Origin of the sequence: Streptomyces polyasparticus, from assembly GCF_014493765.1 — a bacterium.
In the GTDB taxonomy this organism is placed as follows: domain Bacteria; phylum Actinomycetota; class Actinomycetes; order Streptomycetales; family Streptomycetaceae; genus Streptomyces; species Streptomyces polyasparticus.
Genome location: NZ_JACTVJ010000024.1, coordinates 34,072 through 55,582 on the forward strand (window position 1 = coordinate 34,072; position 21,511 = coordinate 55,582).

13 protein-coding genes are annotated in these 21,511 nt (G+C 71.6%); 5 read left to right on the top strand and 8 right to left on the bottom strand.

The window, feature by feature from the left end; genetic code table 11:
- Window positions 1-2: 2 nt before the first annotated feature.
- From H9Y04_RS37055 to H9Y04_RS37075, 5 genes are all read right to left on the bottom strand, one after another.
- Entirely contained in the window at window positions 3-1,643 is a 1,641-nt protein-coding gene (locus tag H9Y04_RS37055) for a glycosyltransferase family 2 protein (RefSeq protein ID WP_187818594.1), read from the bottom strand.
- Window positions 1,643-3,832, bottom strand: coding sequence for a bifunctional glycosyltransferase/CDP-glycerol:glycerophosphate glycerophosphotransferase (locus H9Y04_RS37060; RefSeq protein ID WP_308801634.1), 2,190 nt, complete (start codon window positions 3,830-3,832; stop codon window positions 1,643-1,645). The genes H9Y04_RS37055 and H9Y04_RS37060 overlap by 1 nt, the downstream gene beginning before the upstream one ends.
- A gap of 10 nt (window positions 3,833-3,842) precedes the next feature.
- Window positions 3,843-4,943 (bottom strand): alpha/beta hydrolase, encoded by a 1,101-nt coding sequence (locus H9Y04_RS37065; RefSeq protein ID WP_187818595.1) that lies wholly within the window; start codon window positions 4,941-4,943, stop codon window positions 3,843-3,845.
- 139 nt (window positions 4,944-5,082) lie between these two features.
- A complete protein-coding gene (locus tag H9Y04_RS37070; protein WP_438818201.1) occupies window positions 5,083-5,904 on the bottom strand; it encodes an ABC transporter ATP-binding protein in 822 nt (273 codons plus the stop codon).
- A complete protein-coding gene (locus H9Y04_RS37075) occupies window positions 5,897-6,823 on the bottom strand; it encodes an ABC transporter permease (RefSeq protein ID WP_187818596.1) in 927 nt (308 codons plus the stop codon). The genes H9Y04_RS37070 and H9Y04_RS37075 overlap by 8 nt, the downstream gene beginning before the upstream one ends.
- A gap of 101 nt (window positions 6,824-6,924) precedes the next feature.
- Between H9Y04_RS37075 and H9Y04_RS37080 the strand changes: the two genes are divergently transcribed.
- Window positions 6,925-7,641, top strand: a complete 717-nt coding sequence (locus H9Y04_RS37080; RefSeq protein ID WP_187818597.1) for a TetR/AcrR family transcriptional regulator — start codon at window positions 6,925-6,927, stop codon at window positions 7,639-7,641.
- A 142-nt stretch (window positions 7,642-7,783) separates the two neighbouring features.
- Window positions 7,784-8,764 carry a UDP-glucose 4-epimerase GalE gene (gene galE, locus H9Y04_RS37085; RefSeq protein ID WP_187818598.1) on the top strand — a complete coding sequence of 327 codons (981 nt, stop codon included), beginning with the start codon at window positions 7,784-7,786 and terminating at the stop codon, window positions 8,762-8,764.
- Between the two features lie 139 nt (window positions 8,765-8,903).
- On the opposite strand, the gene H9Y04_RS37090 is transcribed toward galE, so the two are convergent.
- The gene (locus tag H9Y04_RS37090; RefSeq protein WP_187818599.1) at window positions 8,904-10,541 is read right to left on the bottom strand and encodes a glycosyltransferase family 2 protein; all 1,638 of its coding nucleotides are present in this window, start codon (window positions 10,539-10,541) and stop codon (window positions 8,904-8,906) included.
- A 91-nt stretch (window positions 10,542-10,632) separates the two neighbouring features.
- Between H9Y04_RS37090 and H9Y04_RS37095 the strand changes: the two genes are divergently transcribed.
- Complete coding sequence (locus tag H9Y04_RS37095; RefSeq protein ID WP_187818600.1) at window positions 10,633-12,552, top strand: glycosyltransferase family 39 protein; 1,920 nt, start codon at window positions 10,633-10,635, stop codon at window positions 12,550-12,552.
- 202 nt (window positions 12,553-12,754) lie between these two features.
- Here the strand turns inward: H9Y04_RS37095 and H9Y04_RS37100 are convergent, their stop codons facing one another.
- Together H9Y04_RS37100 and H9Y04_RS37105 are read right to left on the bottom strand one after the other, a co-directional pair.
- Window positions 12,755-14,176, bottom strand: a complete 1,422-nt coding sequence (locus tag H9Y04_RS37100) for a hypothetical protein (RefSeq protein ID WP_308801638.1) — start codon at window positions 14,174-14,176, stop codon at window positions 12,755-12,757.
- 200 nt (window positions 14,177-14,376) lie between these two features.
- The gene (locus H9Y04_RS37105; RefSeq protein WP_308801639.1) at window positions 14,377-17,934 is read right to left on the bottom strand and encodes a bifunctional glycosyltransferase/CDP-glycerol:glycerophosphate glycerophosphotransferase; all 3,558 of its coding nucleotides are present in this window, start codon (window positions 17,932-17,934) and stop codon (window positions 14,377-14,379) included.
- 220 nt (window positions 17,935-18,154) lie between these two features.
- Between H9Y04_RS37105 and H9Y04_RS37110 the strand changes: the two genes are divergently transcribed.
- Both H9Y04_RS37110 and H9Y04_RS37115 read left to right on the top strand, forming a co-directional pair.
- The gene (locus H9Y04_RS37110) at window positions 18,155-20,227 is read left to right on the top strand and encodes a bifunctional glycosyltransferase/CDP-glycerol:glycerophosphate glycerophosphotransferase (RefSeq protein WP_187818601.1); all 2,073 of its coding nucleotides are present in this window, start codon (window positions 18,155-18,157) and stop codon (window positions 20,225-20,227) included.
- Between the two features lie 153 nt (window positions 20,228-20,380).
- A complete protein-coding gene (locus tag H9Y04_RS37115; protein ID WP_187818602.1) occupies window positions 20,381-21,493 on the top strand; it encodes a DegT/DnrJ/EryC1/StrS family aminotransferase in 1,113 nt (370 codons plus the stop codon).
- The last annotated feature ends 18 nt before the right edge of the window (window positions 21,494-21,511 follow it).

The following is a 21,511-nucleotide window of genomic DNA, read 5'->3' on the forward strand; positions in this document are numbered from 1 at the left end:
GATCAGCGCAGCGCCATCTTGCGCAGCGCGCCGGCCCGCCGCTTCACCGGGCGCAGCGCCTTCGCCACCGGGCCCGTCGTCTCCCAACGCACCTGGAGGCGGCCGGAGTTACGCCCCTCGGGCTCCACGGTGACGCGGTGCGCGACCCCGAAGCGGGGCCGCACCACCGTGGTCAGCGGGGTGAAGTCCAGGGGTGCGAGCAGCAGGCCCGTGTTGCGCTGCCGGTCCTGCTCCAGCTCCAGGATCGGGTGGCGTACGCCTGTGAAGCCTTGTACGGGGAGCTCGGCCGCCGACAGATTCAGGCGTACGGAACCCTCGTAGACTCCGGGGCCCACCACGTCCAGGCGGAAGCGCTGCGTGTGGCGGTGGCCGCCCGGGGCGATGTGCACGGCGGCCACATGCGGGCCGACGGCGAGCTGGCGGCCCGGGTCGTACGTGCGGATCACGAGGTCGAGCGTCCCGGGGGCGCCGGCCGTGACCGAGGTGATCTCGTGGCGGAAGTGCGCCGTGGTGAACGGGCGGGTCGACAACTCCTCGTCACCGAGGTCGAGTTCGCCCTTGGTCTGCTCGGTGACCGGGATGCGGTTCCCCCAGTACACCCGGCCGCTCTCGTCGGTGACCGTCTCGCGCGGCGCCACCGAGTGCCCCATGCCGCGCGCGGCGATCCGGACATCGGTGTACCGGCCGTCGCGCAGGAGCTGGATCACCACGCGCTCGGCGCGCGGCAGGCGGGCGAGCGCGGCGGGGGAGACGGACTCCAGATAGGGCACCACCGCGCCGGCGAACGAACGGATCCAGTCCTCGTCGCGGAACGGCAGATCACCCGCGTACATCCGGAAGTCGTGCTTGAGGAACTTGTAGTCCTTGTCCTCGCGCAACCCGCCGTGCCCGCTGGACTCCAGGAACTCGTCGATGAGCGTCTGGACGTGGATACGGTCCCGTACGTTGCTGATCTTGTGCCGCTGGTTGGAGATCGAGGCGGCGCCCGCGGCCGCGAACGGCTCGATGTACCAGCGGTAGACCGGCTCGGGCACGATCGTGAACGCCTTCGCCAGGCAGTACGCCTGTGCCGAGAACAGCTGGTCCTCGTAGTGGATGCCCTCGGGGAAGCGCAGCTGGTGCCGGTCGAGGAAGTCCTTGGCGTACATCTTCGAGGTCGACAGGTGCTCGAAGAGCAGCCGCGGTTCGGCGTCGATGCCCTCGACCGTACGGCGCTCCGCGACCAGGTCCGGCATCCACAGGCTGCGCCTGCCGGTGTCCACGCGGACCCGCTCCACCTGACCCATCGCGAAGTCGATCTCGCGCTCGCGATGCGCGGCGAGCAGCAACTCCACGGCGCGCGGCGGCAGTTCGTCGTCGCTGTCCAGGAACATCAGATACGGGGCGCGCGCGATCTCCATGGCCCGGTTGCGCGGTGCGCTGCAGCCGCCGCTGTTGACCGGCAGGCGCAGATAGCGCACGCGCAGGTCATCGGCCTCCAACTGCCGTGCCACCTCGGGGGTGTGGTCGGTGGAGCAGTCGTCGCTGATGATGATCTCGATGTTGCCGTGGGTCTGCTCGCGCAGCGAGGCCACCGCGCGCGGCAGCCGCTCGGCGTCGTTGTAGACGATCACCGTGACGGTCACGTCGGGCTTGGCACTCATCAGGCTGCTTCTTCCGGGGTCGGTGCGGGCGTACGGTCCTCGACGGGGATGATCTTCGGCAGGGCCTCGGGCCGTTCGCCGAGGAAGACCCGGCGCACCACGCGCTCGGCGGCCGCGCCGTCGTCGAACTCGCAGAAGCGCTGCCGGAACGCGGCCCGCAGCTTCGCGGCGCCACTGTCACGCCAGGCGTCGCCGCGCAGGATCTCGGTCAACTCGTCCTGGGTGCGGGCCACTTGGCCCGGCGGTTCGGCGAGCAGGTCGAAATAGACCCCGCGGGTCTGGGCGTACATCTCCCAGTCGTCGGCGTAGATCACGATCGGCCGGTCGAGGTTGGCGTAGTCGAACTGGATCGAGGAGTAGTCCGCGATCAGCGCGTCCGCCGCGAGGCAGACGTCCTCGACGGGGTCGTATGCGGAGACGTCGATGACCCGGCCGGTGCCGCGCAGCCGGGCCAGCGGCGAGGCGGAACCGCCGTAGAAGTAGTGACCGCGCACCAGGAGCACGGTGTCCTCGCCGAGGGACTCGGCGAGCGCGGCGAGGTCGAGGCGCGGGGTCCAGCCGGCCTCGTAGTCGCGGTGCGTGGGCGCGTACAGCAGGGCCCGCTTGCCGGGGGCGATGCCGAGCTTCGCGCGGACGGCCCGTACGTCGGCGGCGGTCGCGCGGTAGAAGACGTCATTGCGCGGATAGCCGTAGTCGAGCGGGGTGTAGTGCGAGGGGTAGGCGTGCGCCCACATCCGGGTGGAGTGGCTGTTGGCCGAGAGGCTGTAGTCCCAGGCGTCCACCCGGGCGAGCAGGGCACGGAAGTTGACGCCCTTGGAGGACGCCGGGAAGTCCATCTGGTCCAGGCCCATCCGCTTGAGCGGGGTGCCGTGATGGGTCTGGACGTAGCGCTGCTCGGGGCGCTTGACCAGCAGGTTGGGGAAGTTGACGTTGTTCACCAGGAAGCCGGCGCGGCCCAGGACGTCGAGGTAGCGCTTGCTGCCCGGCACCACGTGGTCGGTGCCCGCCGGAAGCAGCGGCACGTTGTCCGCACCCACCACCCACACCGGGTGGATCTCCGGGGCGAGTTCGGCGAGCTTCGCGGCGATCGCGCCCGGGTTGCAGGCCACGCCGCGGTCCCAGTAGGCGGAGAACAGCGCGAGCTCCCGGTCGACCGGCAGGCTGCGCGCCTTCTCGTAGCGGCGGCGGCGCACGCTCGCGCCGAGCTTGCGCTTCCTCGTCTGCAGCGTCGCGGTCAGATCGCGCTGGCGGCGATTGGCCTTCTGCAGCGTCCGGTACGCGGTGAACTGGCCCTTGACCAGGAGGTTCTGGCGCACTCCGGCGAGACCGTCGGGGGCGGTGTGCCCCGCGGGCCGGAAGCGGACGGCGTGCTCGGAGGCGCGGCGGAAGAACTCGGGGGCCAGCTCTTCGGGCAGCAGGCCGGGGCGGGCGATGATGCGCAGATACTCGGCCGTCATCCGGTCGTAGAGCACCCCGCGTACGGACGCCGGGGCGTTCTCGGCGAGCGCCCAGATCTCCTCGTACTCCTCGAAGATCTCGCAGTGCTCCTCGGGGGTGAGCTGCGGCAGGCTCGCGCGGCGCAGCCGGCGCTCGGCGAGCAGCGCCGCGTCGAGGCAGGCGACGCGGTCGGCGAGTAGCAACGTGGCGTAGGCGGTGGTGAGTTCACCGGCCGGGGACGGCTCGTCGAACAGGCCCTTGTCGAGATGGTCGCGGAAGAACGCGGCGCGCAGCGCGCGGTTGCCGAGCATCGGGGTGATGTCGAGCAGCGTGGGCACGGTGGCCGGTTTGCGTGCCTCGGGGCCGGCCGCGGCCAGGATCCTGGTGTCGGTGCTGGGGCGTGCCGGGTCCCACCAGTAGGCCCGTACATGGTCGAAGAGCAGTACGTCCGCGGGGCTGTCGGCGTGCTCGACGAGGGTGCGGACCGCGTCCGGGAGCAGCGTGTCCTTGCTGTCCAGGAACAGCAGCCACTCACCGCCTGCCGCCGCCGCGCCCGCCTGCCGGGCCGCCGGTACGGAGGGCTCCACCGGGAGCACCCTCGCGGCGACACCGTCGCACTGGGACCGGGCGTCTTCGTCGGCGGGCACGACGATCAGCTCGGCATCGGCGCCGCACTGGGCCGCCGCACTGTCCAGGCACTCGCGCAGATGGCCCTGCACATCGGGCCCGGTCACGATCACGCTCAGCTTCACCGTTCGGTCCTCACGCCTTTGCGGGCTTGTCGAGCTTGTCGCCGAGCCAGACCAGTGCGGCCGGCACCTCGCGCTTCCAGGTGTTGAAGTTGTGGCCGCCCTCGTCGAGGATGATCCGCGCCATCCGCATGGGTCCCTCCTTGAGCTTCGAGAGGAAGGCCAGGGTGTGCTGGTAGTCGTACTCGCCCTTGGCGCTGCTGGTCACGAGCAGGGAGACGGGCGGCTGCGGCAGCTTCTCCATCCGCCACATCAGGTCGTTCTCCTGCTCCAGCTTCTTGTCGCCGTGGAAGAGATCGCCGGTGGTGTCGTCGGTCTTCGCCGCGAAGTACGGGGAGAGCGCGGCGCCCGCGGTGAAGCTCTCGGGGAAGGTCATGGGCAGCTTCAGGGCGCAGTAGCCGCCGGTCGAGTAGCCGGTGACGCCCCACTGCTTGGTTCCGGTGCCGACCCGGTAGTGCTGGGTGATCGCCTTCGGCAGGTCCTTCGCGAAGTACGTCAGGACCTTGGGGCCGCCGGGCACGTCCACGCACTCCGTGTCCCGCGGCGGGGTCACCGCCGACCGGATGAAGATCATCACCGCGGGCGGCATCTTGCCCGTACGGGCCTTGTCGCGAGCGGTGTCCACGAAGCCCAGCTGGTTGATCATCCCGTCGACCGTGCCCGGGTAGCCGGTGATCGCGAGGATGGCCGGGAACTTCTTGTCCTTGTTGCCCTTCTGGAAGTACTGCGGAGGCAGATACACCTTGGCGTCCGCGGCGATCCTCGTGGTCGGTCCGGTGATCTTCACGGACTCCAGGCGGCCGCCGCCGGCGAGGGCCTGGTCCGACTGGAGGGACACGAGCTTGCCGCCCGGCCCCACCTCCTGGACCACGCCCTGGCCCTGGTCGTCGCCGAAGAGGTCGTCCCAGGAGGCGTAGAACTCGAACTTGTCGTTCACATAGAGCAGGACCACGGAAAGCACCGCGAGCTGCGTGCAGACGAGCAGCGCGAAGCGGCCGAGCAGCGCGCGGACGCTGCGCCTGGCCAGGCGCGGCCACAGCCACATGGTGAGCGCGAAGAGCGCGATCGCCACGAGGACCGTGAGCAGCAGCAGCGTCTTGCTGGTGAGTCCCATCGGGTGCGTTCCTTGCTGGGGGCGAGGGCTGCCCCCGACAAGAAGAGGCTAATTGTCCTATTTGGGTTCTACGAGTCGTGGGTGACGGCGGTCACGGCTCAAAGGTGGTGGACGTCGCGGCCCTGGATCGCGGGCAGGGTCACCTGCTCGTGAAGCGCTCGTACTCCTGGAGGACCTGCTCGGTGGGCCCGTCCATGCGCAGCTCGCCCTTCTCCAGCCACAGGACCCGGTCGCAGGTGTCGCGGATGGACTTGTTGCTGTGGCTGACCAGGAAGACCGTGCCCGCCTTGGCGCGCAGCTCGCGGATGCGGGCCTCCGAGCGCTTCTGGAAGCGGGCGTCGCCGGTCGCGAGCGCCTCGTCGATCAGGAGGACGTCATGGTCCTTGGCCGCGCCGATCGAGAACCGCAGCCGTGCCTTCATGCCGGAGGAGTACGTGCGCATCGGCAGCGAGATGAAGTCGCCCTTGTCGTTGACCCCCGAGAAGTCGACGATCTCGTCATAGCGCTCCCGTACCTGCTCACGGGACATCCCCATGGCCAGGCAGCCGAGGGTCACATTGCGCTCGCCGGTCAGATCGTCCATCAGGGCGGCGTTCACACCCATCAGGGAGGGCTGGCCGTCGGTGTAGATCCGGCCGTTCTCGCAGGGCAGCAGGCCGGCGACGGCGCGCAGCAGGGTGGACTTGCCGGAGCCGTTGGTGCCGATCAGGCCGATGGCCTCGCCGCGGTACGCGGTGAAGGTGACGCCCTTGACGGCGTGCACCTCGCGCACGCCGGGGCGCTTGCCGCGGCCGATGATCCGGCTCAGTGCGGAGGTGGCGCTGCCGCGCCCGGTGCCCGAGCCGACGACCCGGTAGACGATGTCGACTCCGTCGGCGATGACGGTCGGTGTGCGCTCGCCGGTCCGCTGTGCGGGGACGTCGGAGCGTTTGACCTGGGGATTGAGCAAGGTGTCAGCCACGGCCGTAGGTCTCCTCTGCCTTCCAGAAGTAGACGAACCCGCCGATGCCCACGAACAGGGCCCAGCCGAGGGCCCAGGCCCATACGTGGTGCGGGAGCTGGTTCGCGTGGAAGCTGTCGATCAGGGCGTACCGCATCAGGTCGATGAAGAGGGTCGCCGGATTGTGCTCCAGCGCGAAGTGCACCGCGTGCGGTACGTGCTTGCCCTTGGTGACCTGCTGCAGCGAGAACATCACGCCGGACACGTACATCCACGTGCGCAGCACGAACGGCATCAGCTGACCGATGTCGGGGGTCTTGGCGCACAGCCGGGCCACGATCATCGCGAGGCCCGCGTTGAACACGGACTGCAGCACCAGGGCCGGGAACACCAGGAGCCACCTCGGCGTGACCGGCAGTCCGAAGCCCAGGACGATCACGACGAGGGCGACCATCGAGAAGAGCAGCTGCTGCAGCTGCTGGAGGCAGAACGAGATCGGCAGCGCGGCCCGCGGGAAGTGCAGCGCCCGTACGAGGCCCAGATTGCCGGCCACGGCCCGGGTGCCCGCCATGATCGACGACTGCGTGAAGGTGAACACGAAGACGCCCGTGACCAGGAACGGGATGTAGTCCGGCACCCCGCGCTTGACGCCCATCAGGACGCCGAAGATGAGGTAGTACACGGCCGCGTTGAGCAGCGGGGTCATCACCTGCCAGAGCTGGCCGAGCTTCGCCTGGCTGTACTGCGTCGTCAGCTTGGCCGTGGCGAACGCCGTGATGAAGTGCCGGCGCTGCCACAGCTGGCTCGCATAACTGCCCAGTGAGGGGCGGGCGTTGCTCACGGAGAGCCCGTAACGCGCGGCGAGCTCCTGCGCGGAGGGCGCGGACGGCGTCGGGGGCGTGGCCGTGCGTTCCGGCGGCGCCTCGAGCACTTGACTCACTGACTTACCTCGCTTTTACGTCGGGACGGACCCGTATCGTCGCTGCGTGGAGCGTAGGACGAATCGACGTCGGAACGCAACCGTTTCGTCGTATCGGACGTATGCTGTGCCGCATGACCGCCGAGCAGTTCTCGAACTCCACCGCCGACCCGGACCCCGCCTCGGCCGGTGCCGCAGCGGCCAAGCCGGCCCGTCGCCGGGCTCCGGCCGGGGCCGCGGTGCTGCGCGAGGATGTGACCGAAGCCATTCGTGCGGCGGTCTTCGCGGAGCTGGCCGCCGTCGGGTACGGCCGGATGTCGATCGAGGGCGTCGCGCGCCGCGCGGGCGTCGGCAAGACCGCCGTCTACCGCCGCTGGCGCTCCAAGCTGCACCTGGTGCTCGACCTGGTCTCGGCGGTCGCCGTCCAGGGTCTGCCCGCCCCCGACACCGGCTCGCTCGAAGGCGATCTGCGCCTGCTCTACGAGGTCACCTCGCGCGCCCTGCGCCACCCCGTGGCCGGCCAGATCATCCCGGACCTGCAGGCCGAGGCGGCCCGCAATCCGGAGATCCGCGAGGCCCTGGAGAAGGCGCTGCGCGAGGGCCAGCACTCGGTGGCCAGCGGTATCGTCCAGGCCGCGGTCGCCCGTGGCGAGCTGAGCGAGTCCGTGGACGAGGAGCTCGCGCTCGATCTGATCTCGGGGCCCCTCTACTGGCGCTCGGTGGTCACGCGCGTGCCACTGCCGAAGGGCTATCTGGACCGGCTGACCGCGGCCACCGCGGCGGGGCTGCGGGCGATGCAGGGGCCGGGCGTGATGCAGGGACCGGGGTCCGGGACCTGAGGGCGCGCGTCCGGAACACCGGGCGCGCGCCGAGCGCGGGCGTTCGGAACCCCGGGCACACGCAAAGCGTCGAGTCCGGAACCCCGGGCGCGCGCCAAGCGTCGAACAAACTGGAACAAAACGCTACGGAAGCAGGGTGAGCATGACCTGGCTGATCACCGGCGGCGCCGGTTACATCGGGGCGCACGTCGTGCGTTCCCTGCTCGCGGCCGGCGAGCAGGCCGTGGTCTTCGACGACCTGTCGTCGGGGATCGCCGAGCGCGTGCCCGAGGGTGTGCCGTTCGTCGAGGGCACCGTGCTCGACCGGGAGAAGCTCGACCGGGCGATCGCCGAGCACGGCATCACGGGCGTCGTCCACCTCGCGGCCAAGAAGCAGGTCGGCGAGTCCGTCGAACTGCCGCTGCACTACTACCACGAGAACATCGAGGGCCTGCGCGTCCTGCTCGCGGCCGTCGCCGCCGCCGGTGTGCGCTCCTTCGTCTTCTCCTCGTCGGCCGCGGTGTACGGCATGCCCGACGTGGACCTCGTCACCGAGGACACCCCCTGCCTGCCGATGAGCCCGTACGGCGAGACCAAGCTGGCGGGCGAGTGGCTGGTCCGCGCGGCCGGCCGCGCCCACGGCATCGCGACCGCGTCCCTGCGGTACTTCAACGTGGCGGGCGCGGCGAGCCCCGAACTCGCCGACACCGGCGTGTTCAACGTGGTCCCGATGGTCTTCGAGAAGCTCACCGAGGGCGCGGCCCCGCGGATCTTCGGCGCCGACTACCCGACGCCGGACGGCACCTGCGTCCGCGACTACATCCACGTCGCCGACCTGGCCGACGCCCATGTGGCCGCCGCCCGCAAGCTCGCCGCGGCGCCCGGCAGCGATCTGACGGTCAACATCGGCCGCGGCGAAGGCGTTTCGGTCCGCGAGCTCGTCGACCTGATCGGCGAGGTCGCCGGCCACGAGGTCGAGCCCGAGATCGCCCCGCGCCGCGCCGGCGACCCGGCCCGTGTGGTCGCCTCGGCCGACCGCATCACCGCCGAGCTGGGCTGGAAGGCCCGTCATGACGTCCGCGACATGATCACGTCGGCCTGGGCGGGCTGGGTGCGCCTGCACCCGGAGGCGGCGCGCAAGTAGCGTGTCCCGCACCTGCTGAAGGGGCCGCAGCCCGCAAGGGGCGCGGCCCCTTCTCGCTTCCGGCCCCTTCTCGCTTCCGGCCTCCGCGCTCCGGGCCCCCGCGCGCCGCAGGCTTCGGCGCGCTACCCGCCCTTGCACCTCACCGGCTGAGCACGCGCCGCACCCGCCGCCGCACCACCTGGGCCACCCCGCGCACCCCGGGCGCGACCCGCACCGCGAGGTTCCCGCCGTTCGTCGCGTACGGCTGCACCAGGCGCACGCCCCGCCGCAGATCGCGTACGGCGGTACGGCGCAGCACCCCGGGTCCGGCCACCGCGCGTGCGGCGGTCTCGCGGTACGTGCCGTCCGCGAACCGCACCCGCAGCCGCAGGTCCCACACGGTGGCCGAGGGGTCGAGCGCGCCGAGGTCGAGCAGCACCTCGGCGGTCCAACTCCCGTCCGGTGCGGGCGAAGCGGCCTCCGGGCGCCAGGCCGCCGTCCGCCGCATCCCGCGCGCCACGCCCGCCCGGTCCCGCAGGTCGACGTCCACGGTGGTGGGACCGGCCGCGGCGACGCGTCCGTACAGCTCGTAAAGCCGCAGCGTGAGCACCGAGCCCCGCGCCCGCGGCAGCAGACCGGCGTCGACGGTGAGCGGGAGCAGCCGCATCGGCCGCACAAGGAGATGCTCCAAGCCGACCTGGGGGAGCTGCTCGGACCACAGGGGCCGGCCGTCGGTGTCCCGTGCGTACGGCGGTACGAGACGGGCGGGGCGGGCCGCTACCTGCTTCAGGCGCGGCAGATCGACCGGGACCGGCGAGGCCAGGATCACGCGCGCGATCACCCGTCCGGGAGCCGGTGTGCGTTCGAGGTCGGCCTCGTCGAAGGTGGCGAGATAGGCGCGCGTGAGCCGCCACCACTCGGCGCGGTACTCGGGTGTGCGCTGGTCGAGCTCGCGCGTGTACATCCGCAGGCCGCGATCGAGGAACTTGGCGCGCGCCGCCTTCGCCAGCTCCTTCTCGCCGGCGTCGGTCAGGATCCCGACCGCCTCACGGTGCGCGTCCATCCGCGCCTGCCAGTTGGCGATCCCGGCGCGGTCGAGGGAGATCGACAGTTTGGCGGCCGCGCGGCGCACATGCCAGACGTAGACGTGGTTGGAGATCACCGCGACCCTCGGCCCGGCCGCGAGCATCCGTGCGCTGAACACGAAGTCCTCGTAGACATAGCGGCCGTCGGGGAAGCGGATGCCGTGCTCGCGCAGGAAGTCCGTGCGGTAGAGCTTGTTGACGCAGAGGGTGTCATGCACCAGGCGCGGCCGCCGCGAGGGGTGCTCGACGATCGCCGGGGTGTCGTACAGATCGGGCTCCCAGGGCACCTCGCGGCCCGACGGCAGCTCACGACGCACACACAGACCGGCCGCGACCTGCGCGTCGTGCTCGGTCACGGCCGTGAGCAGCGCGTCCACGGCGCCCGGCGGCAGCACGTCGTCGCTGTCCAGGAACATCACATACGGGGACGTACAGGCGTCGATCCCGTCATTGCGCGGGGTGCCGCAGCCGCCGCTGTTGGTGCTGCGGGCGATCACCCGGACCCGGGGCTCCTCGGCCGCGAGCCGGTGCAGGACCTCGCGGCTGTCGTCGACCGAGCAGTCGTCGACCGCGATCACCTCGCGCACGGCGGGGCCCTGGGCGAGGGCGGAGCGGACCGCGTCGGCCACATGGGCGGAGTCGTTGTAGCCGATGACCACCACGCAGACCTGGGGCTCCAGGGGGTGTGGCGGGGGAGATGGCACGCGTTCCATGGTCCGAAATGCTAGCCGCAAGCATGAATTGTCCTAGTAAAGGTGACGTCAATGCGCGGTAATCGTGCGTTAATCGCACAAACTCCACCCCATGTACCGCTCGCAGGCCTCCGCTTTCACCGGCACTCCGTCCGCCTCCGCGCACCACACGTACCCGGGTGCGGCCCCGGCCGCCGCCCTGACCGGGGCCGTGCCGTCCGGTCATCTGCGCACTCTCGCCCGGCTGCTGTTCGTCCGCCCGGCCGTCACCGCCGTGGTGACCTCCTCGCTGGCGGCGCTCGCGGTCGGCTGGTGGGGGCTCGACCGGGGGTCGATGTGGCGGGAGGAGAGCGTCACGTTCCAGGCGGCGCAGCGCTCGCTGCCCGAGCTCGCGCAGCTGATCGGTTCGGCCGACGCGGTGCACGGCGTCTACTACGTCCTGATGCACTTCGTGCTGCAGCTGCACCCGGGCGAGGTGATGCTGCGCCTGCCGTCGGTGCTCGCGGTGGCGCTGACCGCCGGGCTCGTGGCCGCGATCGGCGCCCGCCTCGTGCGCGCCCGGGTCGGGCTCTGGGCCGGTCTGCTCTACGCGGTCACGCCGGCCACCGGGTACTACGCCACCGACGGGAGCCCGTACGCCCTGGTCTGCGCGGGGGCCGCCGCGGCGACCTGGCTGTTCCTGCGCGCGGTGGAACACGGCCGGCCCCGTGACTGGTGCCGCTACGGCGCGGTCGTCGGCTGCACCGCGTATCTGCATCCGCTCGCGGCGCTGCTGCTCGCCGCGCACGCCGTCACGCTGCTCGTCTCGTGGCGCCGGATCTCCGCGGACCTGTGGCGCGGCTGGACGGTCGCGGGCGCGGCCGCACTCACCGCGCTGCTCCCGCTGATCGGTCTGCTGTACGGGGGGACGGGCGGGGCGGGTTCGGGTGAGGCCGTTTCAACTGAGGCGGGCGTGGGCGGCGCCGAAGGGCTGTTCCGGAGCTTCGCCGGTCCCGCGCCGCTCGTGATCACCGCGGTCCTGCTCCTGGGCTGCATCGCGCTCAACGCACCGCTGCCGCGCACCGGCCGGATTTCCCTCAACACGCTCGCGCTGCCCCTCGCCCTGGTGCCACCCGCGCTGCTCCTCGCGACCGCGCAGACCGTACGGCCCGGCTCCGTGCTGTTCGCCCTCGCCGGGGTGCCGCTGCTCACGGCGGCGGGCGGCGAACGCTGTGCCGCGGTGGTCCGCCGGCTGCTGCCGCCGGGCCGGGCGCCGCACCGCGCGGCCGCCGCGCTGGCCGGGGCGGCGGCGGTGGCCGCGGCTTGCCTGTGGCAGCTGCCGCAGCACCGGGCGCAGGCCACGGCCGAAGGGCGGCCGGACGACATGGCCGCGGTGGCCCGGCTCGCGGCGCGGGAACTGGTGCCCGGCGACCCGGTCCTGTTCCTGCCGGCGGAGGTCCGCCGGCACGCGCTGACCTACCCGGCCGGTTTCGCCGGCACGAAGGACCTGGCGCTGCAGACGCCGCCGTCCGCGTCCGGGGCGCCGTACGGCAAGGAGACCGACGCGATCGAACTGCGCCGCAGGCTGGCCAAGGTGGACCGGGTCTGGCTGCTCGCGGAGCGCGGTGCGACGGACGCGGCCTGGAACCCGTCGTCGGCCACGGAGGCCGCGAAGCTGTCCGTGATCAACGAACAGTTCGTGCTGCGCGGGGAGTTCCCCGAGCGCAGTGGCGTGCTGCGGATGTACGTCCGCAGGGCCCCTGAGCGTCCGATCGACTGGCCTGCGGGCAAGCCGGTGCCGGTGGTGGATCCGGTACTCGAGGCGTACGACAAGAGCCGGGGGCGGGGCGAGGCGTCGGGGGCGGGCTCGGGTGAGTCGGGGGTGGGGTCGGTGGGTGCGCCGGGTGTGGGCTCGGGTGAGTCGGGGGTGGGGTCGGTGGGTGCGCCGGGTGTGGGCTCGGGCGAGCCGGAGGTGGGGTCGGCGGGTGCGCCCGGGGTGGGCTCGGCCGGTGCGCCCGGGGAGGTTGAGCTGCCGCCGTTGCAGGGGCACTGAGTGTGGGGTCGGCGAGTGTTCACTGACCGGAGTGGGCGTTCGGCGCGGGCGAGGTGAGTGAGTGTTCACCGAGGTGGGTGAGCATTCACTGAGCTCAGTGAGCACTCACCCACCTCAGTGAGCACTCACCCACCCACCCCGTGAGCATCCACTCACCCCGCCCGACGTCGGCACCTCACCCCACCCGCGCCTGCACCTCACCTCACCCCACCCGCGCCAGCACCTCACCCGTCCGCGGCCCCCATGCCACGACGCGCGCCTCGCGGGGTACGCGTTGGTCGGGGGTGAGCAGCAGCCAGCGGATCTTGAACTGCCGGACGATCGCGGCACGTTCGGCAGGTGTCGCATCGGAAGCCAGATAGCGGGCCACCGCACGCGAGCGCCGGGCCCGTTCCGGCTCCGTCATGGAGGCGTCGGGCCAGGCGGGCGCCACCAGGTTCGGACCGTATCCGGGCAGGGAGCGCGTGGCGCGGTAGCTGGTGGTCAGGACGACCTCGCCCGGCGCGATGCGCTGCGCCGCCCAGCTGTACGAGGGCCAGCGCGGCGGCTGGTCGAAGCCCACCGGATCCCACGCCCGCGGCACCACCGCGCCGGCCTGCACCGAGAAGAGGCTCAGCGCGAGCGCGGCGGCGCACAGAGCGGCGAGCACCCGTCGCCCCCAGGTCCAGGGCCGCGGTCCGGTCAGCTCGACGGCGAGGGCGAACTGGAGCGGGACCAGCGTGAGTCCCATGATCCGCCCGTACGTGTACTGCCCCGAGACCCAGCCGTACGCGATGGTCGCGGCGCCGAGCACGAACATCAGCACCAGCGGATCGCGCCGGTCGCGCCGAAAGCGCGCGACGAGTGCGGGGAGCCCGAGGAAGGCCAGCCAGAAACGTTGCGGCATCGCGTCGTACAGCTGGCGGTGGATGCCGTCCACGCTGCCGTCGCCGAGCAGGGCGAAGACCGAGTAGTACGGCCAGGCCAGGACGACGACCGCCGCTGCGGCGGCCGTCAGGGCCCACCCGGGAGCCGGCCGCCGGGACCAGCCGAGCACGAACGCGACCACGCCGATCATCGCCGCCACCGACGAGATCGGATGGATCAGCAGGATCGCCCCGCACAGGGCGCCGAGCCCCGCGTACGAGAGAAGTGGGCCGCCGTCGCGCGCGAGCCGGGCCGTCAGGGCCCAGGCCCAGAACATCAGGCCGATCGCGAAGGTCGACGGGAACGGCAGATGCCCGGTCATGGACATCAGGCCCAAGTACCCGCTCCACCAGGCCATTTTGGTGCCCCAGAGCAGCACCATGCAGGCGAGCGCGAGCAGCGGCGCCCAGCGGCTGGGGGTGAGCGTCCTCACGAAGCGGCCGATGCCGGTGAGCAGCACCAGGAGGTTGACCGGTCCGGAGAGTTTGACGACCTGCCAGCCCGCGAGCCCGGTGACCTTGGCGAACAGGCCCTGCAGGACGGCGTACGGGGAGTAGTACGCGCTGCCGTCGCCGGGTGCCGCGGCCATCGGGTGCGCGGGGTCGAGGAGGTCGGCCTTGAGGCGTTCGACCACCGCCGCGTGCTGGCCGAAGTCGCAGCAGATCGGCACGCGCCACGCGGCGGCCGACATCAGGACCCAGAACAGCGTCCCGAACACGAGATACGGACTCGGGCGCAGAGACCGCAGCCCGCCGAGGACGGCGGTCGCTCCGTGGGGAGGGCCGATTGTCAGTGGGCGCCGATAGCCTTGGAAGGGCTCGGCCCCCGGGCGGGAGGGGTCTGTCCGGCTATCCAGGTCGCCAGGCTCCGTCCCCCCGCCCACCCGTGGCTCCGTCTCCCCTCCCACACGCGCCGACTTCACGCCAGGATCCAGTCCGCGACCCGTCCCGCCGCCTGCCCGTCGTCCAGATCGCCGTACGCCTGGCGGAATGCCGCGTACGCGTCCGCGTGCCGGGCCGCCATCGCGTCCAGATCGCGCAGGGCGTCCACGATCTCGCCGGTGGATGTGAGCAGCGGGCCCGGTGCGGCCGCCTCGAAGTCGAGCGTGAAGCCGCGCACCGTGTCGCGGTAGTGCTCCAGGTCGTGGGTGTGGAAGAGCATCGGGCGGCCGGTGTGCGCGAAGTCGAACATCAGTGACGAGTAGTCGGTGATCAACACGTCCGCGATCAGGAGGAGTTCGGCCGCGTTCGGGTAGGTGGTCACGTCCCGTACGAAGGGGGCGTGCGCGCCGGGGAGCCGGCCCGCGGCGAGCGGGTGGCGGCGGACGAGCAGGATGTGGTCCTCGCCGAGTGCGCGCTCCAGGGCCGGGAAGTCCAGCGCCGCCTCGTAGCGGAAGCGGCCCGCTGCGTGGGCGAGATGGTCGCGGTACGTGGGGGCGTACAGAACGATCCGGCGGTCGTCTTCGGGCGAGAGGCCCAGTTCGGCGCGCACCCGGTCCGCGATCTTTGTGCGGTCCTCGGCGAACAGGACGTCGTTGCGCGGCGATCCGGCGTCCAGGACATCGCCCTCGTATGCGAGCGCGCGCGGCAGTACGGAGGAGGCGTGCCGGCTGGGCGAGACGAGGACGCTCCACTGCGCGGACAGGCGGGGCAGGGCGTCGAGGTGGGAGTGGTCGGCGTAGAGGGTGTCGGTGAGGTCGAGGCCGATGCGCTTGAGCGGGGTGCCGTGCCAGGTCTGCACGACCCGCTGGCCCTCGCGGCGCTCGAACCAGTCGGGCAGGTGGTCCGAGGCGACGATCACCCGGGCGCGGGCCAGCGCCTCGTACCATTCGCGGCTGCCGCGGGCGATGCCGCGGGCGGCCGGCGGGACCTTGGTCTGCTGGTCGTCGGTGACCCAGAGGTGCTCCAAGTCGGCGCCGCGGAGCAGGAGTTCCTCGTGGACGGCGCGGGGTGACTCGCCGTCCAGGTAGAGGATCGCGTCGCGCAGGGGCAGGGCGCGCTGGACCGGGTAGTGACGGGTGCGCAGCTTCGCCTGGCGGTAGGCGCCGCGTTCGGTGGCGGCGAGGGCCGGGCCCGAGTCGATGAGCAGCCGGTCGCCGAAGCGCCGGCCGATGCTGAACTCCCGGCCGTCGCACTCCTGCGCGGCCGGCAGCGCGGCCCCGAGCGAGGCGAGGACGCGCACCGGCACGCCGTCGCCCGTCGCCTCGTGCTTCTCGCGCAGGAACAGGTACCAGCGGCCCTCGGGCAGCGGCAGGCCGCTGTGCGCGGTGGCCGGCACGATCCGGGCGCGGAAGCGGCCGGCCGTGGGGGCGCCCTCCGCGCGCGCGGCGCCGGGAGTGCGGGGGCGTTCGAGGGGGACGGTCACTTCGGTGAGGTCGGTGCTGTGCCGCAGGATCAGGTCCGCCGGGCCCCAGCTGTCCTGCGCCGCGGTGCCCTCGACGACCAGGACGCCCTCGTCGGACCAGTGCGCCACGTCGGCCACGGGCTGCCGGGTCAGTTCGAGGACCAGCTGTCCGTTGTCGTTGGCGGTGGCGCACAGTTCGCGGCCGACGGCGTAGCGGGCGCGGCCGGTGGCATAGCGGCCCGGCGGCAGATCGGCGGTCGCGGCAAGGGACTTGAGGGTGCCGTCCGGCAGGACGAGGTTGGCGCTCCAGCGGTCGCCGTGCTGCGGTTCGACCTCCTTGGGCGCGCGGTGCGGGGTGGGCGGCACCTGCTCCAGGTCCATCAGCGGTACGCGAACGGTGAACGCGTCACCGGCCCTGGTGAGCGGGTAGTCGAAGGAGTGCTCGCCGTGCGTGAGGCGCAGCTGCTCGGGCCGCGCCTGCCCGCGCAGCCGGCCGCGCAGCACCAGGTCGTCGCCGTCGCGTTCATGGCCCTCGACCCGGGCGGCGTACTCCTGGACGCGCAGCACCAGACGTCCTTGCGAGTAGCCGAGCACCAGGCGCTGCCCGTCGCCGATTTCCCGTACGACGGACTGCGCGGACGCTCCGTCCAGGGCGCGCACCGCCGCGCGGCGCACGACGCCGTGGCCCGCGACGACCACGCCGAGCAGCCAGTTGCCGGGGCGCCAGCGGCCACCGGTCTTCAGCTGCTCGGGGTCGATGCTCATCTCGAAGCCGGAGTAGTCGTAACAGTGCAGCTGCTGGCCGGAGTTGACGGTCGCCTCGGTGCGCGGGACGGTTCGCGTCGGCACGCGCCGGAACTGGCCGCGGCTGTGCGCGGACTTGAGAAGGCCTGCCTTGACGGAGTGGCCGGGGCGGGTGGCTTCGAGGTTGCGGACATACGCGTATCCGCTGATCCGCAGCTTGCCGTCCTCGTCCCAGTGGGCCTCGCTCACCCTTGCCACGACGGGCAGTTCGCCCTTCCTGAGGCCGGAGAGCCGCCGCGGCACACCCTCGATGCCCGGGTACGCGGCCCGTCGGCGCAGGCCCCCGCGCACCTCGAACGCGGTGCCGTTGCGCTGCTCGAAGGAGAGCAGCTCGATGAGTTCGGCGGTGCGTCCTTCGCGTACGAGCTGCCATTTGATCCGCAGGTCGACCGGCAGTTCACGGATCAGGGAGGAGTTCGCGCGGTCGAGGAAGGCGGCGGTGTCCTCGAGGAAGGCCGCGCGGTACTCGGGGCCGCCCATCGGCAGCCCTTGCAGGAAGTAGACGAAGTCGTCGCGCAGGCAGGACAGGTCGTAGGTCCGCTTGTGCTGCGGGAATCGCTCGCCCAGGAACCGGCTCACCGTGTCGCACGCGTGGATCCGGTCCCGTACGCCCTTGACCTCGGTGCGCCGCCGGGTGATCGAACCCTCGCGCACGCGCCAGTAGTAGACGTGGTTGGCGAGTACGTCGACGGCGCCCGCGAGGAAGTGCGCCGGGATCATCACCGGGGTGTCCTCGTAGAGCCGGCCCTCGGGGAAGGTGAACGAGTGGGCTTCCCAGAACGCGCGGCGGAACACCTTGTTCCAGGCGACGCGGTCCGCGAGCAGCTCGGGGTCGCGCGTGATGTGGGTGCGGGTGCGGTCCTTCGTCAGCCACTTGTACTGCCAGGCCTGCTGCCGGCCGCGCTCGTTCAGCCGCCATACGTTGCCGCTGACGAAGTCGGAGCCCGAGGCGTCCAGGCTCGCGACCATCCGCTCGTACGCGTCGGGCGGCACGATGTCGTCGCTGTCCACGAAGGTCAGGAATTCCACCTGCGGATCCGCCCGGCGCACTCCCGTGTTGCGGGCCGCGCTCAGGCCCGCGTTCTCCTGCCGCACATAGCGGAAGCGCGGATCGCGGGCCGCGAAGGCCTGGGCGATTCGCGGGCTGCCGTCGGTGGAGCCGTCGTCGACGAGCACGACGTCGAGGCTCTTGAGGGTCTGTGCCGCGATCGAGCGCAGACAGTCGTCGAGGTACTCCTCGACGTTGAAGATCGGGACGACGACGGTGAGGCGGGGCAGGGATGCGGCGGAGGTGTGCGGGGGGTGTGCGGAGGCGGGGCTGTGCTGCACGGGGCGGACCTTTCTGCGCAGAGCGAGACCGGTGGTGCCGTTCGCCCTGTTTGCCCGTTTCCGTCAACTCCGTGTCGCGCATTCCCTGGATCGAGTGAGAGAACGGAGGTCTATTGCCGTATTAGGCACACCGCAGCCGCCGCATTCCGTAGTGGAACCTTTCCGCAACGGCCTGCGATGTCTTCGACAGTGCCCGTGGACATGACTACCTTCGTGAGGCATGGCCCGCTTCTCTGTTGTCGTACCCGCCTATCGAGTCCAGGGCTACCTGCGCGAATGCCTGGAATCCGTCCTGGAGCAGTCCTTTCGCGATCTCGAACTGATCGTCGTCGACGACTGTTCGCCGGATGCCTCGGCCGCCATCGCCGGCGAGTATGCGGAACGTGATCCACGCGTCCGGATCGTCCGGCTCGAACGGCACGGCGGCACCGGCGCCGCGCGCAACGCGGGGGCCGAGCACGCCGAGGGCGAGTTCCTGCTCTTCCTCGACGGCGACGATCTGCTGCTTCCTGGCGCCCTCGACGCGATCGACGACGCCCTGGACGTGATGGCCGATGTGCTGCTCTTCGGTCACGACCGGGTCGACTGGTGGGAGACGGTACGGCCGGGCGGCGACCGGCTCGCCGAGGGCGCGGATCCGCTGGCGGTGACTCCCGCGGCCTGGAACCGCGTGATCCGCCGCTCCTTCTGGGTGACCCACGCGCTGCGCTTCGACGACGGCCCGTACGAGGACGTGATCCCCGTGCACCGCGCCACGCTCCTGGCGGGCGAACGCCTGCGCTTGCTCGACCGCATCTGTGTGCGCTGGCGCCTGCGCCGCGGCGGCAGCCACTCCACCACGCCGGGCCGCGCCCATTTCGCGATCACCGACCGGTACGAGCGGCTCCTGGGCTCCCCGTACGGGCCGCGCCTCTTCCCGTACGCCATGGAGCACTTGCTCGCCGTCCTGGCCGACCCGGGCCGGATCCGGCCCGGCGACCGCGCCGACTTCTTCCGCGCCGCGGCCCGTCTGCACCGCACCTACCGCTCGGCCGGGCACGAACCGTCCGGGGACGCCCAGCGGGCGCTCGCCGCCGGCTCGTACACCGCGTTCGAGACGCTGCGTACGGCCAACGGGCGGGTGCGGGCGGCCCGTTCGGCGATGGCGCGGCACAAGAAGCGGCTGCGCGCACGGGTGATGAAGCTGGCCTACCGCGCCGACCGCCGCCGCGCACTCGACCCGCACCTCGCCGTCTACAGCGCGTACTGGAACCGCGGCCCGGCCTGCAACCCCCTGGCGATCTACGAGAAGGCCCGCGAACTCGCCCCGCACATCAAGGGCGTCTGGGTGGTCAGCAGCCGCCACCGCGACAAGGTGCCCACCGGCGTCCCGTATGTGATCGAGGGCTCGCGCCGCTACTGGCAGACGATGGCCCGGGCCACGTACCTGATCAACAACGCGTCCTTCCCCGGCGGCTTCGTCAAGCGCCCCGGCCAGGTCTACCTGCAGACCCACCACGGCACCCCGCTCAAGAAGATGGGCCTCGACCAGCGCCGCTACCCGGCGGGCACGCACGGCATCAGCTTCCAGAAGGTGCTCGACCACACCGACCAGTGGGACTACAGCCTCTCCGCCAACCCGCACTCCACGGAGATCTGGGAGCGGGTCTACCCCTCCGCGTACCAGGCCCTGGAGCTGGGCTATCCGCGCAATGACGTCTACTTCACGTCGACCGCGCACGACCTGGCGCGGATCCGCACCTCGCTCGGCATCGAGCCCGGCCGCAAGGTTCTCCTTTACGCGCCGACCCACCGCGACTACCAGAAGGGCTTCCTGCCTCGCCTCGACCTGCTCCGCCTAGTGCGCGCGCTCGGCCCCTCGTACGTGGTCCTGGTCCGCGCCCACTACTTCTACGGTTCGTCGGCGGAGCTCGCCGCCCATCCGCAGATCCTCGACGTCACGGGCCATCCCCGGGTCGAGGACCTGTGCCTGGCCGCCGACGCGCTGATCACGGACTACTCCTCGCTGATGTTCGACTACGCGTGCCTGGACCGCCCCGTCATCACCTATGCCCCCGACTGGCAGGCCTACCGGCTCGCCCGCGGCGCCTACTTCGACCTTCTGTCGGGGGCGGCGGGGGAGACCCCGGGCGCGGTGGCGCAGACCGAGGACGAGCTGATCGGGCTGCTGCGGGACGGCACCTGGGACACCGAGGAGACGACGAAACTGCGCGAGGCGTTCCGCGCGCGCTTCTGCCCGTACGAGGACGGGCGGGCCTCCGAGCGGGTGGTGCGGGCGGTGTTCGGGGTGTGATCCCGGGGCGGTGGGGCCCGGTCAGGTCGTTTCATCGTATGCATCATCAATTGGGGTGGATCGGATGACAGCGGTCAAAACATCCGGTGCTCGGCGGCAGTTGAGAGCTCGCCAGTTTCCCAGCTCTCCTTGCTGCCGAATGGAGCCCAATCCATGAGCGGGTCAGCCCCAGCCGTTCCGGCCGCCCGGCCGGTGATCGGTGAAGCCGAGATCGAAGCCGCCGTACGGGTGCTGCGCAGCGGGCGGGTCGTCCAGGGGCCCGAAGTGGCCGCCTTCGAGGAGGAGTTCGGCGAGCAGCTCGTGGACGGGCTGCACTGCGTCGCCGTGAACTCCGGGACCTCCGCGCTCCAGCTGAGCCTGATGGCACTCGGCATCGGCCGCGGCGACGAGGTCGTGGTGCCGTCGTTCTCCTTCGCGGCCAGCGCCAACGCCGTACGCCTGGTCGGCGCCGAACCCGTCTTCGCGGACATCGACCCCGTCACGTACTGCCTGGACCCGAGCGCCGCGGCCGCCGTGATCGGCCCGCGCACCGTGGCCGTGATGCCGGTCCATCTCTACGGCCACCCCGCCGACATGGACCGGATCATGAAGCTCGCCGGGCGGCACAACCTCGCCATCGTCGAGGACGCCTGCCAGGCGCACGGCGCGCTCCTGCACGGCCGGCCCGTCGGCGGCTTCGGCAGCGCGGCGGCCTTCAGCTTCTATCCGACGAAGAACATGCATGCCCTGGAAGGCGGCATGATCGCCACCGACGACTCCGAACTCGCCCGCACCCTGCGCCTGTTGCGCAACCAGGGCATGGAGGAGCGCTACGCCAACGAGATCGTCGGCGCCAACATGCGGATGACGGACGTGGCCGCGGCGATCGGGCGTGTGCAGCTCGGGCAGCTGCCCGAGTGGACCGAGCGGCGCCGGGCGAACGCCAAGACCCTCGACTCGCTCCTGGAATCCGTAGGAACCCCGCAGGCCGGGGACGGTGTCCAGCACGTGTACCACCAGTACACGGTGCGGGTCCCGGGCGGGCACCGGGATGCGCTGGCCGACGCGCTGCGGGAGCGCGGCATCGGCTGCGCCGTCTACTACCCGACGCCGATCCACCGGCTGCGCCCGTACAACGACCCGGCGCGCCCGCCGCTGCCCGAGACGGACCGGGCGTGCGAGGCGGTGCTCTCGCTGCCGGTCCATCCAGGGGTCGGCGAAGGCGAGTTGAGGCGGATCGCCGAGGCCGTGAACGAGGTCATGGCGGACCTGGAGGCGGACGCGTGAGCCCGTTGCGTGCCGGCC

Coding starts and splice junctions, on each gene's coding strand:
- H9Y04_RS37080 (WP_187818597.1), top strand. CDS start 6,925: ATGCTGTGCCGCATGACCGCCGAGCAGTTCTCGAACTCCACCGCCGAC.
- H9Y04_RS37115 (WP_187818602.1), top strand. CDS start 20,381: ATGAGCGGGTCAGCCCCAGCCGTTCCGGCCGCCCGGCCGGTGATCGGT.
- H9Y04_RS37090 (WP_187818599.1), bottom strand. CDS start 10,541: ATGGAACGCGTGCCATCTCCCCCGCCACACCCCCTGGAGCCCCAGGTC.
- H9Y04_RS37110 (WP_187818601.1), top strand. CDS start 18,155: ATGGCCCGCTTCTCTGTTGTCGTACCCGCCTATCGAGTCCAGGGCTAC.
- galE (WP_187818598.1), top strand. CDS start 7,784: ATGACCTGGCTGATCACCGGCGGCGCCGGTTACATCGGGGCGCACGTC.
- H9Y04_RS37095 (WP_187818600.1), top strand. CDS start 10,633: ATGTACCGCTCGCAGGCCTCCGCTTTCACCGGCACTCCGTCCGCCTCC.
- H9Y04_RS37055 (WP_187818594.1), bottom strand. CDS start 1,643: ATGAGTGCCAAGCCCGACGTGACCGTCACGGTGATCGTCTACAACGAC.
- H9Y04_RS37065 (WP_187818595.1), bottom strand. CDS start 4,943: ATGGGACTCACCAGCAAGACGCTGCTGCTGCTCACGGTCCTCGTGGCG.